Origin of the sequence: Streptomyces sp. NPDC015144, assembly GCF_043079735.1 — a bacterium.
Lineage (GTDB): Bacteria > Actinomycetota > Actinomycetes > Streptomycetales > Streptomycetaceae > Streptomyces.
The window spans coordinates 165,927-178,316 of sequence record NZ_JBIBUU010000009.1 but is presented as its reverse complement, the minus strand read 5'-3'; the positions used below and the strand labels follow the sequence as shown (position 1 = coordinate 178,316).

Below are 12,390 nucleotides of genomic sequence, written 5' to 3'. Positions count from 1 at the left end.
TTGGGACTGGCCCCGACGTGCGCTAATCTTCAGAGGTCAGCGCGACACAACAGCGCGGCGGGGCTATAGCTCAGTTGGTTAGAGCGCATCCCTGATAAGGATGAGGCCACAGGTTCAAATCCTGTTAGCCCCACCAGAACGAAGGCCCTCACCGGAAACGGTGAGGGCCTTCGTCGTGTGTACAGGCGTGGGGGCGCCGAGGACGTGGCGACGGGCTCGGGCGCACGCCGGGAACTGATCCCTCGCCATGGGGGCGGGACGCCGGTCGTGTTCGTCGCGGGAGCCGGGGCGTACCGCCCGGTGGCCGGTGCGGACGGTGTGGCTGGAGTGGTCCGTGTGGGACGGCGGGGAGAGGCCGCTGGGCGCACGGAGAAGCCCCCGTCCGGTGCGAACCGGTCCGGGGGCTCAGGTGTCGGTCGTGCGGCCGTCAGGGCGGCAGCAGGGAGGCGTCCCCGGCCGGGGCCCCGTGCGAGGTGCGGGCGGCGCCCCTGGTCTCCCCGGCGTCCGTTCCGTCGTAGGAGGGCAGATGGCGGGTGGCGGGCGAGGAACCGTGTGCCTCGGCGCGGATGCGCTGCTTCATCGTGGGTGGCAGGGCCCGGTCGCGGGGAAGGGTCCATCGCACGCTCGGGGTGGTCGCGGTCGCCGTGGTCTCGGCCATGTGCTCGTGGGTCGTGGTGGCCGACTCCGCGGCGCTCTGCTGCGTGGCCGAGGCCGGGGCGCTCATGAAGCCCAGCGCGGCGAGGAGGGCGAAGAGGGCGGTGACGAAGGAGGTCCAGATGTTCCTGGGCTGGAAGGAGTTCATGACCCCTCGCTTTCGGGTGGTCCGGTTTGCTTACCTTTCCGATGATGTGGATCGGACCGCCGATTTACTGGACCGACGCCACCGATTCGCGGATCTTCGGATGAACACCACTCGTATGGTTCAACCGGCTCCGGCGGATCCGCCGCAGGTCACGGACCGGGCCGGGTTTCGCCGTCCCCCGCCGCCCCGAAGGATCGCTTTTCCCCGGGCGCCAGTTGGGCCACAGGCAGGTCACCGGTTGATATCGGCCGGTGTGTATAGTCGGGCGGCAGAAGTCCCCTACGTCAAGGAAAGACGAGGTCGCGCGGTGAAGAAGTTTCTCCTGGTCGCACTGGCCGCCATCGGCGGGCTCCTCGTGTACCGCCAGATCCAGGCGGATCGCGCCGAGCAGGATCTGTGGACGGAGGCGACCGACTCCGTGCCCGCAGGTTCGGGTGTGTGAGTCAGAACAGCCTGATTGCGGGCCCCGGTCGCCGAGCGGCCGGGGCTTCGTGCTGTTGCGGGACCGTGACGGCCGTGCTCTTGAAGTTCGTCGGAGCACATCAATACGTTGCCTGAGCAAAACGGCCGGGTCCCCGGGGCGGCGGCACGGCGTCGCGGGGCGGGGCGGACGACGAGGGGAAGCGCGTGATGAGGCGGCGCAGCAGGGGCCGGGTGGCGCTGGCCGCGGTCGCGGCGATGTGGATGGCGGCGACGCTGCCGGGACTGGCGTACGGGGCCGGGGAGGTTCCCGCGTACGCCTTCGATCCGGGGGCGGAACGGGTCGCGGGGGCCGAGTTCAGCACCCAGGCCCCGGTCCTGAAGGACGGATCGGTCTACCGGAGCTCGATCAAGCCCGGTGAGAAGCTCTACTACCGCCTCGATCTCGACGCCCGGACCAACGCGTACGTCTCGGCGGTGGCCGTGCCCAAGGGCGGCGGCCGGGTCGCGTACGGGGACGGGATCACGGTCAGCGTCCGCGACAGCACGGACCTGCGGTGCAGCTCGGAGGACGCGCGGTTCCAGTCGGCGGAGTTCCCGCGGCCGATCGCCGCGTACGCCTACCGGATGGTGGAGAAGGACGGCAGCACCTGCCAGGAGGCCGGGACGTACAACGTCCTGATCGAGCGGGAGAGCAAGGGCAGCTCCTCGCAGGAACCCTGGGACCTGGAGCTGCGCTACGTGGCGGAGCCGGAGCCGAAGGCGGCCGGCTCGATGCCGACCGAGGCCCCGGAGAACTGGCCGTCGGCCTCGCCGCCACCGCCCACCGCCGCCCCGCAGAAGCGGTCCGGGGGCAGCAGCTACTACGACGCCACCGGTCTGGAGACCGGCGAGTGGCAGGAGGAGGGCGGCATCCGGCCGGGGCAGACCCTCTTCTACCGGGTGCCGGTCGACTGGGGCCAGCAGATCTTCGCCACCGCCGACCTGAGCAACAGCACCACCTCGGACGCGTACGTCGGCAACGCACTCGCGCTCTCCCTGGACAATCCGGCGCACGGCCACGTCGACTCGGCGACCCCGCTCTCGTACTCCGGGAAGTCCGCCTCCGTCTCGCTGGACCCGCTGCCGCCGGTGGCGTACGAGAACCGCTTCGACTTCTCGGGCAGCGTCTCCGGGATGCGGTTCGCCGGCTGGTACTACCTGTCGGTGACGCTGAGCCCGGCCGTCGCGAAGTCGTACGGGGACCGGGCGATTCCGCTGACCCTGAAGGTCAAGGTCGAGGGGAAGGCGGGCAGTTCGCCGTACGCGGGCGACGCCGGGCCCTTCTCGGTCACCAAGAACGACAAGGACCTGGCGCACTCCGGGAAGAGCGGTCCGCAGGCGGCCCGCAGCGACACCATGACGGTGGTCGGCGTGGCCGGGATCGGCACCGGGACGGCGCTGGTGCTCGGCCTCGGTGGATGGACCCTGCTGGCGCGGCGGCGCGCGGCCGCCGCCCCGGCGGTTCCGGCCGGCGGCGAACCGTACGGAAACCCGCCGCGGGCCTTCTGAGCCGTCTCCGGGCCCGTGGGGGTGGTCAGGCCTGGGTCAGCGCCCAGATGCCCACCGCGAAGCAGACCAGCGCCACCAGCAGCACCGGGACCGCCACCTTCGGGGACGGTCCCGGACGCCGCCCGGGAGCGGTGGCCGTGACGGGGGCGTGCGCCGGGGTCTGCGGCTGGCCGAGGGTGTACGCCCGGGTGAGCGGGGGCTCGTTCCGTACGGCGGCCGTGGGCGCCTGCGAGAGGTCCTGCGGGGCGTCCTGTCCGTACGCCGCGGCGTACGGGTGAGCGGGCTGCGGTGGAACGGTGGAGTGCGGCGTGCCGGGCTGCGCGGGCGCGGGCGTGGGAACGGGCTGGGGCGCGGACGTGGGCGTGGGCTGCTGCGGGGGCGGCGGAAGGTGGAAGCTGCCCGTCTCCGACATCGAGACCGGCGGCCGGGCGTGCGGCGGCTGCTGCGCGGGCTCCTCGGCCTTCACCGGGCCGTCGGGGCCGAAGCCCGGAGGCAGCGGCCCGAGTTGGTCGAAGACCTCGACCGGCTCGTCGTCCGGCCCCGGCTCCGGAAGCATCTCGACCGCGGCCAGCAGCGCCTTGCGGGCACCCGTGGCCGTACGGAACCGAGCCTGGGGGTCCGGCTGGATCAGCCCCGCCAGGACCTGCCACAACGGCTCGGGTATGCCCTCCGGGGCGGAGGGCGTGCCGTACGCGGCGAAGTGCTCGACGAGCGCCTGCGCGTCGGGCTTCTGCCCCTGGAGCAGATAGAGCGCGACCAGGCCGACCGCGAACAGGTCGGCCGGGAAGTCGGGTTCCGCGCCCATCATCTGCTCGGGGGCGAAGTAACCCGGCGTTCCCACCACGTAGTTGGTCTCGGTGAGGCGCGGCTCGCCCTTGCGCATGGAGATGCCGAAGTCGGAGAGCCGCAGATGCGGCCGGCCCGTACCGGTCGCCTCCATAAGGATGTTGGCCGGTTTGATGTCCCGGTGCACCACCCCCTCGGCGTGCACCGTGGAGAGGCCGGACAGCAGCTGGTCGAGGAGGGTGCAGACGAAACGGTGCGGCAACGGACCGTAGTCACCGATGACATGGGCCAGCGAACCGCCGCTCACCAGGTCCATGGTGAACAGCACCTTGTCGTCGTCCGCGGCCCAGCTGGCGGGCGCGAGCACATGCGGGTGCTCGATCCGCAGCGCCTGCTCGCGGACGAAGCGCAGCAGCGTGTGCGCGTCGCTCTGCTGAAGGACCTTGGCCGCCACATAACGGCGGCGCCGGTGGTCCCAGGCCCGCCAGACCGCGCCGACCCCACCACGCCCGATCGGATCGATCAGCTCGTACCGTCCGGCGAAGACCTCACCCATAGCGCTGCGCCCGCTCCCTGATCCGCCCTGTCCCCCCGACGGGAAGGGCTAGCCCTGGTGTCCCTCGTAGTGCGCCACCGCTTCCGCGGTGCGCCCCGCGCCGTACACCTTGAGGAACTCTGCCAGCTCCGGGTGGGTCGGGGCGAGGGAGTCGGCGGCTTCGATGATGTCTCCGGCCGCCGCGACCGACCTCAGCAGCGACTGGATCTCGCGGACCACGCGACGGACGGTGGGGGCGCCGCCGGTGGTCGTGGTCTGGCCGGTCGAGGTGAGGACGGATCCGCCCTGGGACTTCTTGATCTCCTCCATGCGCTGGGTGGCCTCGCCCGCGCTGACGCTGCCGTCCGCGACCTGCCCGGAGAGCTCCTGGAGCGCCTGGACGCGCTGGACGACCGCGGGGTTGCCGATCTTCGCCCGCTGGCCGCTCATGAGCTGCGAGAGCATGGGGGCGGACAGCCCGAGCACGGCGGCGAGCCGGGCCTGGTTGAGGCCGAGGTCATCTATCAGCCGGCGGAACAGCGCACCGAGAGGTTCCCCGTACCAACTGCGCTGGAGTTCACGGGCCCGTGCCGTTGTCTCGTGCTGCGCTGCGTCCATGGCGTCTCCCCTTCGCTGCGGCTTCGCTGCTGCGAACCTCGCCGAGCATCTTACGGAGCGTGGTCGCCGACCGGGAGACCCCATATTGTTTGCAGGATTCCGGGGGGTACCCGGTACTCTGGTCTGCGGCGGTGGCCGGGACGGGCAAGTGTCCGTGGCTGTCCGTTTTCGGGGCCTTAGCTCAGTTGGTAGAGCGCTGCCTTTGCAAGGCAGATGTCAGGAGTTCGAATCTCCTAGGCTCCACACCTTCAACCCCTCCGATCTGCGGGAACAGGATCGGAGGGGTTTTTCTGTCCTGATTTTTCCATGCCGACGCCCTGGCATGGAGTTGTCGGCGAGCGGCCCGGGCCCGAGTTCGCGTGGCCGGGTTCGTACTGCCGTCGTCCGCACGGCCGTTGGGCCCGGGCCGCACACCTGACGCGGCGCTCCGGGCCCGGACGGGTCCGTCGCACCGGTCCGGGCCCTCCGCGGCGCACCGCCGGCGGAACCGGACCGCGCTCAGCGCCCGCCGTCCGGTCCTTCCGGCCCGTCCGTCCCACCGGCCATCCCCTCGTCGGGCTCGGCCGGTCCGCTGCCGTCGACCGAGGTCAGCGGCGTACGGCCGGAGACCTCCGTGGCGGCGGGCGGTTCGACCAGCCAGTCGGGGTCGGACTGCCGGTCCCACCAGCGCCAGAGGGCGTACGCGCCGCCCGCCACGAGACCGGCCACGAGGAAGCACCGGCCCAGCCGTCCGGCCTTCGCCCGGCGCGCGTGCCTCCTGTCCAGCCGTCGGATCTCGTCCGCGGTGACCTGCCCGCGCAGGGCGGCCAGCGCGGCGGCACCGCGCGCCGTGGCCTCCTCGGCCATCGGCTGGGCCGCGGCCATCGCCTGTTCGACCCGTGGCACGGTGTACTCCGCGGCGGACCGGGCCGCCAGGCGGGTACGGAGCGCGGCGCGGCGGCCGGCCTCGTCGATCCGGGGCGGCACATGGGCGAGGGCCTGCTCGATCCGCGGCGCCAGATGGGAACCGTACTGGTCGCGGGCCTGCTGGGCCGCCTTGGACACCTTCGGCGCCAGCCGCGCGCGGGCCTCGCACGCGAGATACGCGGCCTGCTCCCTGGCCGTGTCGGCGTAGGGCGCCACCACGTCCGCGGCGTGCTGCACGCTCTCCTTCGCCGAGTCGGTTGCGGCGCGCACGCTGTCGATGCGGGTCACGTGATCCTCCTCCTTGGTGGCGGGTCGATACTCCGCCTTTCCACCCATTCCGAGATCATGCCTGCCGGATTCCGGTCCGGCATGCGGGGCGGGCATCCGGGGTACCCGGCTGTGTGGGGCGCACCCCCCCCCGGCGTTCCAGGGGTCCGGCGCGGCGGGAACCTCCGTAGCGTGATGTCACGCTTCGTCCTGTGATGCGGCAGGGAGGTGAGTGCCGCGCCCCCCGGGCGGCGGCGGTCGGCCCGGGCGCGCGGTCCGTGCGAGGATCGATGGAGCGTCACTGACGATGGACAATCGGTGAGCGGCACCGAGGGCCCGATGCCCCGGCGACCGACATCACGCAAGACTCACGGAAGGCAGATCGTGGCTGAGCAGCTTTACGCCACCCTGAAGACCAACCAGGGCGACATCGAGATCCGGCTCCTGCCGAACCACGCGCCCAAGACCGTCAAGAACTTCGTCGAGCTCGCCAAGGGCGAGCGGGAGTGGACGGACCCCAAGACCGGACAGCCGACGCGCGCCCCGCTGTACGACGGCACCATCTTCCACCGCGTCATCAGCGGCTTCATGCTCCAGGGCGGCGACCCGCTCGGCAACGGAACCGGTGGGCCGGGGTACCAGTTCGCCGACGAGTTCCACCCCGATCTCGCCTTCAACAAGCCGTACCTGCTGGCCATGGCCAACGCCGGACCGGGCACCAACGGCTCGCAGTTCTTCGTGACCGTGTCGCCGACCGCCTGGCTGACCGGCAAGCACACCATTTTCGGTGAGGTCACCAACGAGGCCAGCAAGAAGGTCGTGGACGCGATCGCCGAGACCCAGACCAACCCCCGTACCGACCGTCCGCTGCAGGACGTCGTGATCGAGTCGGTCGTCATCGAGACCCGATGATCACCACGGGTCGCTGCCCGGTCACGGATTGATCCCCGGACCGGGAACCTGCCGCCCCGTTCGTCCGTATTGATACATAGTGGACGAGCGGGGCGGCAGGGTGCATGCCGCCCCCGTCACGGCGCCGTGCCCGCCATGACCAGGACCGGAAGGGGACGGGAAGCGATGGGACCCATGGATCAGCAGAAGCCGCCGAGCGGCGGCGAGCCGCCCGCCGTGGACGGCTCGCTCGGCTGCTACCGCCACCCCGGCCGCGAGGCGAACGTCCGGTGCACCCGCTGCGAGCGGCCGATCTGCCCCGAATGCATGGTCGACGCCTCGGTCGGCTTCCAGTGTCCCGACTGCGCCGGCCAGGGGTCGGGTACGGGACACGTCCCCGCCCCCGGGGCGCCGCGCAAGGCCCCGGGCGGCTCCCTCGCCGCCGATCCCCGCCTGATCACCAAGATCCTGCTCGGTATCAACATCGCCGTGTATCTGGCGGTCCTGGCCCAGGGCACGGAGCTGGTCGTCCGGCTGATGTTGTTCGGCCGCCACCAGATCTACTACGGCGGCCCGCTCGAAGGCGTCGCCGAGGGGCAGTGGTACCGGCTGGTGACGTCGATGTTCCTGCACCAGGAGGTGTGGCACATCGCGTTCAACATGCTGGGGCTGTGGTGGCTCGGCGGCCCGCTGGAGGCGGCGCTCGGCCGGGCCCGGTACCTCACGCTGTACCTGCTCTCCGGCCTGGCGGGCAGCGCCCTCACCTACTGGCTCGCCGCGCCCGGCCAGAGCTCGCTCGGCGCCTCCGGGGCGGTCTTCGGGCTGCTGGGCGCCACCATCGTGCTGATGCGCCGGCTCAACTACGACATGCGCCCGGTCCTCGTACTGCTCGCGGTGAACCTGGTCATCACGTTCAACCCCTGGGGCGGGATCGCCTGGCAGGCCCATGTGGGCGGGCTGATCGCGGGCATGGTGATCGCCGTCGGCATGGTGTACGCCCCCCGCGAGCGGCGCTCGCTGGTGCAGTACGGCACCTGCGCCCTAGTCCTGCTGGCCGTGGTCCTCGTGGTCGTCGGTAGAACGGCCGCCCTGACCTGAGCGGCCCTGGGCGGCCCGAACGGCTCATCCGCAGTCGTACTTGTCCACAGCGCGTGCCGGATCTTGCGCGCTCGGTGGGAACAACTGTGCCCCTTGTCGCTGAGCTGGGTTTCTCCAGTCGGGACAAGGGGCGTGTCATCCCCCGATGAGGGACACTGCAGTCACACCGGCGTCAACTCTCGGGGAGTTATCCACAGATCGTCTGACCTTTTCCCCCGCCTGTGGATAACGGTGTGGACAACGGTGGGGTAAGTGGGCCGAGGGCGCTACTTCCACTGCGTGGAGACACCGAAGCCACCGGCGATGAAGCCGAAGCCGACCACGATGTTCCAGTTGCCCAGGTCCTGGATCGGCAGGTCGCCGTCGGTCACGTAGAAGACGACGATCCAGGCCAGCCCGATCAGGAAGAGCGCCAGCATCACGGGCGCCACCCAGCTACGGCTGGTCAGCTTTATGTTGGTTGCCTGCTTCGCCGGGGGCGGCGTGAAGTCGGCCTTCTTGCGGATACGTGACTTCGGCACGAGGAACTCTCCTGTCGATGCGCTGCGTGACCGCGCAGGGAACTGTGTCGGGCGCCGGGGTGGGGCTCAAGGGGGAATACTGCCTCCCCCGGGCGTCCGTTAGCGTAGTGCTTCCCTGGTGCCTAAGGAGATAAGGGTACGTTGAGCAATTCTGCCGACTCCCGACAAGGCCCGGTCCGGCGCACGTTCCGGCACCCGGCCCGGGTGCTCACCGCTGCCGTCTTCGCGCTCGCCGGGTTGATCTTCGTGACCAGCGCCAACACGGCCAAGGGCACCAACATCCGCACCGACTCCTCGCTGCTGAAGCTCTCCGACCTCATCCAGCAGCGCAGCGGCAAGAACGCCCAGTTGGACGAGGTCAACGCGGTCGCGCGGGACGACATCGACGCCCTGGTCCGGGAGGACGACGGCAGTACGAAGGCGGAGGCCGCCAGGCTGGGTGCGCTGGAGCGCGTCGCCGGCACCAGGAAGCTCACCGGCCGCTCGGTCTCCGTCACGCTCGACGACGCCCCGCCCAACGCCACCGCCAGCCCCGGCTACCCCGATCCGCAACCCAACGACCTGGTCATCCACCAGCAGGACCTGCAAGCGGTGGTCAACGCCCTCTGGCAGGGCGGCGCCCGGGGCATCCAGGTCATGGACCAGCGGCTGATCTCCACCAGCGCGGTCCGCTGCGTCGGGAACACCCTGATCCTCCAGGGCCGGGTCTACTCCCCGCCGTACAAGATCACCGCGGTCGGTGACCCGGGGCGGCTCAAGCAGGCGCTCAACGACTCCCCGGCGATCAGCAACTACCTGCTGTACGTGAAGGCCTACGGGCTCGGCTGGAAAGTCGACGAGCACGAGGCGGTGACTCTTCCCGGCTACTCGGGCACAGTGGACCTCCACTATGCGGAGCCCGTGAAGTAGCCAGCGGCTGTGGGGAGGCCGGCAGGTGTCGGTGCGACTGGTCGTCAGGACGCTCAGCGAACTCTGCCTCACCGTCGGCGCCTTGATCGTGCTCTTCGTGGTGTACGTCCTGTTCTGGACGGGAGTGCGGGCGGCGGGCGCCACCGAGGGGCAGATCGAATCGCTCCACGACCAGTGGGACCGCGGAACGGCCTCCGCGCCGGAGACCACCCCGTCGTCCGCCCCGGCCGCTCCGAAGCGGCCCGCCGCGCCCGCGTACCGCGACGGCAAGCCGTTCGCGATGATGTACATCCCCCGCTTCGGCAAGGGCTGGGAGTGGCCGGTCCTGGAGAACACCGAGGTCAGGACCTTGCAGAAAGGTCTCGGCCACTACGCGGGGACGGCCCGCCTCGGCGCGAGCGGCAACTTCGCGGTGGCCGGCCACCGGCGCACCTACGGGGACCCGTTCAAGGACTTCCCGAAGCTGCGACGGGGCGACGCGGTGCTGCTGACGGACGGGACGACGTGGTTCACGTACCGCATCGGACGTACGCCGTACCGGACGGTGCCGAGCGATGTCGGGGTCATCGACCCCGTCCCCCGGAAGTCCGGTTTCGACGGGCCGGGGCGCTATCTGACGCTGACCACCTGCGAGCCCGAGTGGGGAAGCAGCCACCGGCTGATCGTCTGGGCCCACCTGGACGCCACCCAGCCCGTGGCGGACGGCAGGCCCGCGGCTTTCCACAGCTGACCCACGCCGTCGCCGCGGCCCTTTAGTCTGGTCCCGTACCGAATGGAGGGACGACATGTACGGCTGGATCTGGCGGCATCTGCCGGGCAACTCGTGGGTGCGTGCGCTCATCTCGCTGGTGCTGGTGCTGGCCGTCGTCTACGTGCTCTTCCAGTACGTCTTCCCCTGGGCGGAGCCGTTGCTTCCGTTCGGCGACGTGACGGTCGACGGCGCGACGGGGACGGGAGGCGGCCGGTGAGTGCCCGCATTCTTGTCGTGGACAACTACGACAGCTTCGTCTTCAACCTCGTCCAGTACCTCTACCAGCTCGGCGCCGAGTGCGAGGTGCTGCGCAACGACGAGGTGACCACGGCGCACGCCCAGGACGGCTTCGACGGGGTCCTCCTGTCGCCCGGCCCCGGCACTCCGGAGGAGGCGGGCGTCTGCGTCGAGATGGTGCGCCACTGCGCGGCGACGGGCGTCCCGGTCTTCGGGGTCTGCCTGGGGATGCAGTCGATGGCGGTGGCCTACGGCGGTGTGGTGGACCGCGCCCCGGAGCTGCTGCACGGCAAGACCTCGCCGGTGACCCACGAGGGGGCGGGGGTCTTCGCCGGTCTGCCCTCCCCCTTCACCGCGACCCGCTACCACTCGCTCGCCGCCGAACCGGACACCGTACCGGCGGAGTTGGAAGTGACGGCGCGGACGGCTGACGGCATCATCATGGGGCTGCGCCACCGTGAGCTGCCGGTGGAGGGCGTCCAGTTCCACCCGGAGTCCGTGCTGACCGAGTACGGCCACCTGATGCTGGCCAACTGGCTGGTGCGGTGCGGCGACACAGGGGCCGTCGCGCGGTCGGCGGGGCTCGCGCCGGTGGTGGGCAAGGCCGTCGCGTGACCTCGCCCCGCCCCGGACCGGACGCCGGACAGGACGGCCCGTACGAGCAGGGCGCGCACGGGGCGCACGGGGCCGCGGGCGCGTTCGAGGCGGCTGTCGACGGCCTGGCGGATCCGCTGACCGATCCGCTGCCGGGGCGGCACTCCTCGCCGTGGTTCAGGGCGGACACCGTCCCGGCCCAGCCGTCGGGGCCGGAGGCCGTTCCCGGGGCGGGCCAGCACCGGGCCCCGGAGCAGCGGCCACAGGCCGCGTACGGCGCGCAGAGCCCCGCGGAGACCCCGCGGGAGTGGTACGACCCCGAGGGCTTCGAACGGGACTGGTACGGGCAGCAGACGCCCGCGCCGGATCCCGGCGCCCAGGCCACCGAGGTCCTGTCCCGGGTCCCTGCGGCCCCCGACCCGGTCCGGCCCCCGGACGCCGCGGCTCCGGTACCGGACATTCCGGCCTTCGACGCTCAGGCCTTCGACGCTCCGGATTCCCGGATCATGGACTCGGGGATGGCGGGTCCCGGGGCGGCGGATTCCGGGATCATCGGCTCCGGGGTCATGGGTTCCGGGGTTCCGGACCCGCTCTCCGGGCTGGCCCCGGAGGATCCGGTTCCGCTGCTGGATCCCGAGCCGCGTACCGACCCCGAGCCGCGTACCGGGGGCCGTGCCGAGCGTCGTCGCGCCGCCAAGGGGCGGGGGCGGCGCCGGGCCGAGCCGCGCCAGGAGACCGCGCCGCCCGCCGCACCGTCCGGCCGGCCGATGTCGCGCGTCGAGGCGCGGCGTGCGGCGCGCGCGGCCAAGGACAGCCCCGCGGTGGTGGCCAGCCGGGTCACCGGCGAGCTGTTCATCACGCTCGGCGTGCTGATGCTGCTGTTCGTCACGTACCAGCTGTGGTGGACGAACGTCCGCGCCAACCAGTACGCGGGCAAGGAGACCCACAAGATCCAGGACGACTGGGCCAAGGGCGACCGCAGCCCCGGCGTGTTCGAGGCCGGTCAGGGCTTCGCGATCATCCACATCCCGAAGCTGGACGTGGTCGCCCCGATTGCCGAGGGCATCAACAAGGACAAGGTCCTCGACCGGGGCATGGTCGGGCACTACAGCGAGGGCTCGCTCCGTACCGCGATGCCCTCGGCGAAGAAGGGCAACTTCGCCCTGGCCGGTCACCGCAACACCCACGGCGAGCCGTTCCGCTACATCAACCGGCTGAACCCCGGCGACGAGGTCGTGGTCGAGACACAGGACGCGTACTACACGTACGAGATGACGAGCATGCTGCCGCAGACGTCGCCGTCCAACGTCTCGGTGATCGACCCGATCCCGCGCGGTTCGGGCTTCACCAAGCCCGGCCGGTACATCACACTGACGACCTGTACACCGGAATTCACGAGTACGTACCGTTTGATCGTCTGGGGCAAGATGATCGACGAACGGCCGCGCAGCAAGGGGAAGCCCGACGCGCTCGTGGGCTGAGTCAACATCACGACAGGGATGGG

At 71.0% G+C, this 12,390-nt stretch carries 14 protein-coding genes and 2 tRNA genes; 11 read left to right on the top strand and 5 right to left on the bottom strand.

Annotated features, from left to right (window positions below):
* Positions 1–59: 59 nt before the first annotated feature.
* Positions 60–136 (top strand) — tRNA-Ile (locus ACF08W_RS17925).
* Positions 137–427: 291 nt separating this feature from the next.
* Here ACF08W_RS17925 and ACF08W_RS17920 read toward each other — a convergent pair.
* Positions 428–802: a DUF6344 domain-containing protein gene (locus tag ACF08W_RS17920; protein WP_392279792.1), complete on the bottom strand. Its 375-nt coding sequence runs from the start codon at positions 800–802 to the stop codon at positions 428–430.
* Positions 803–1,109: 307 nt separating this feature from the next.
* Between ACF08W_RS17920 and ACF08W_RS17915 the strand changes: the two genes are divergently transcribed.
* Positions 1,110–1,244: a DLW-39 family protein gene (locus ACF08W_RS17915; protein WP_312002983.1), complete on the top strand. Its 135-nt coding sequence runs from the start codon at positions 1,110–1,112 to the stop codon at positions 1,242–1,244.
* Between the two features lie 188 nt (positions 1,245–1,432).
* Positions 1,433–2,773, top strand: coding sequence for a hypothetical protein (locus ACF08W_RS17910; RefSeq protein ID WP_392279791.1), 1,341 nt, complete (start codon positions 1,433–1,435; stop codon positions 2,771–2,773).
* 25 nt (positions 2,774–2,798) lie between these two features.
* Here ACF08W_RS17910 and ACF08W_RS17905 read toward each other — a convergent pair whose 3' ends face one another.
* Both ACF08W_RS17905 and ACF08W_RS17900 read right to left on the bottom strand, forming a co-directional pair.
* Positions 2,799–4,115 (bottom strand): serine/threonine protein kinase, encoded by a 1,317-nt coding sequence (locus ACF08W_RS17905; RefSeq protein WP_392279790.1) that lies wholly within the window; start codon positions 4,113–4,115, stop codon positions 2,799–2,801.
* A 48-nt stretch (positions 4,116–4,163) separates the two neighbouring features.
* On the bottom strand, positions 4,164–4,712 hold the full coding sequence (locus ACF08W_RS17900; protein WP_385202767.1) for a helix-turn-helix domain-containing protein: 549 nt from the start codon (positions 4,710–4,712) through the stop codon (positions 4,164–4,166).
* Positions 4,713–4,882: 170 nt separating this feature from the next.
* On the opposite strand from ACF08W_RS17900, the gene ACF08W_RS17895 reads away from it, so the two are divergent.
* Positions 4,883–4,955: transfer RNA gene (locus ACF08W_RS17895), tRNA-Ala, on the top strand.
* A 255-nt stretch (positions 4,956–5,210) separates the two neighbouring features.
* On the opposite strand, the gene ACF08W_RS17890 is transcribed toward ACF08W_RS17895, so the two are convergent.
* Positions 5,211–5,906, bottom strand: coding sequence for a DUF5324 family protein (locus tag ACF08W_RS17890; RefSeq protein ID WP_385202770.1), 696 nt, complete (start codon positions 5,904–5,906; stop codon positions 5,211–5,213).
* Positions 5,907–6,269: 363 nt separating this feature from the next.
* Here ACF08W_RS17890 and ACF08W_RS17885 point away from each other — a divergent pair, with 363 nt between their 5' ends.
* On the top strand, positions 6,270–6,797 hold the full coding sequence (locus ACF08W_RS17885; protein ID WP_352274066.1) for a peptidylprolyl isomerase: 528 nt from the start codon (positions 6,270–6,272) through the stop codon (positions 6,795–6,797).
* Between the two features lie 174 nt (positions 6,798–6,971).
* Positions 6,972–7,874, top strand: a complete 903-nt coding sequence (locus tag ACF08W_RS17880; protein ID WP_385202773.1) for a rhomboid family intramembrane serine protease — start codon at positions 6,972–6,974, stop codon at positions 7,872–7,874.
* A 266-nt stretch (positions 7,875–8,140) separates the two neighbouring features.
* On the opposite strand, the gene crgA is transcribed toward ACF08W_RS17880, so the two are convergent.
* Positions 8,141–8,395 (bottom strand): cell division protein CrgA, encoded by a 255-nt coding sequence (gene crgA, locus ACF08W_RS17875; RefSeq protein ID WP_352274067.1) that lies wholly within the window; start codon positions 8,393–8,395, stop codon positions 8,141–8,143.
* 141 nt (positions 8,396–8,536) lie between these two features.
* On the opposite strand from crgA, the gene ACF08W_RS17870 reads away from it, so the two are divergent.
* From ACF08W_RS17870 to ACF08W_RS17850, 5 genes are read left to right on the top strand one after another with little or no spacing between them, the layout of a single operon-like run.
* Entirely contained in the window at positions 8,537–9,304 is a 768-nt protein-coding gene (locus ACF08W_RS17870; protein ID WP_385202778.1) for a DUF881 domain-containing protein, read from the top strand.
* Positions 9,305–9,329: 25 nt separating this feature from the next.
* Positions 9,330–10,034: a class E sortase gene (locus ACF08W_RS17865; protein ID WP_392279789.1), complete on the top strand. Its 705-nt coding sequence runs from the start codon at positions 9,330–9,332 to the stop codon at positions 10,032–10,034.
* 55 nt (positions 10,035–10,089) lie between these two features.
* On the top strand, positions 10,090–10,272 hold the full coding sequence (locus ACF08W_RS17860) for a hypothetical protein (protein WP_385202784.1): 183 nt from the start codon (positions 10,090–10,092) through the stop codon (positions 10,270–10,272).
* Entirely contained in the window at positions 10,269–10,907 is a 639-nt protein-coding gene (locus ACF08W_RS17855) for an aminodeoxychorismate/anthranilate synthase component II (RefSeq protein ID WP_352274071.1), read from the top strand. The genes ACF08W_RS17860 and ACF08W_RS17855 overlap by 4 nt, the downstream gene beginning before the upstream one ends.
* The gene (locus ACF08W_RS17850) at positions 10,904–12,367 is read left to right on the top strand and encodes a class E sortase (protein ID WP_392279788.1); all 1,464 of its coding nucleotides are present in this window, start codon (positions 10,904–10,906) and stop codon (positions 12,365–12,367) included. The genes ACF08W_RS17855 and ACF08W_RS17850 overlap by 4 nt, the downstream gene beginning before the upstream one ends.
* The last annotated feature ends 23 nt before the right edge of the window (positions 12,368–12,390 follow it).

Coding starts and splice junctions, on each gene's coding strand:
- ACF08W_RS17900 (WP_385202767.1), bottom strand. CDS start 4,712: ATGGACGCAGCGCAGCACGAGACAACGGCACGGGCCCGTGAACTCCAG.
- ACF08W_RS17910 (WP_392279791.1), top strand. CDS start 1,433: ATGAGGCGGCGCAGCAGGGGCCGGGTGGCGCTGGCCGCGGTCGCGGCG.
- ACF08W_RS17920 (WP_392279792.1), bottom strand. CDS start 802: ATGAACTCCTTCCAGCCCAGGAACATCTGGACCTCCTTCGTCACCGCC.
- ACF08W_RS17860 (WP_385202784.1), top strand. CDS start 10,090: ATGTACGGCTGGATCTGGCGGCATCTGCCGGGCAACTCGTGGGTGCGT.
- ACF08W_RS17880 (WP_385202773.1), top strand. CDS start 6,972: ATGGATCAGCAGAAGCCGCCGAGCGGCGGCGAGCCGCCCGCCGTGGAC.
- ACF08W_RS17905 (WP_392279790.1), bottom strand. CDS start 4,115: ATGGGTGAGGTCTTCGCCGGACGGTACGAGCTGATCGATCCGATCGGG.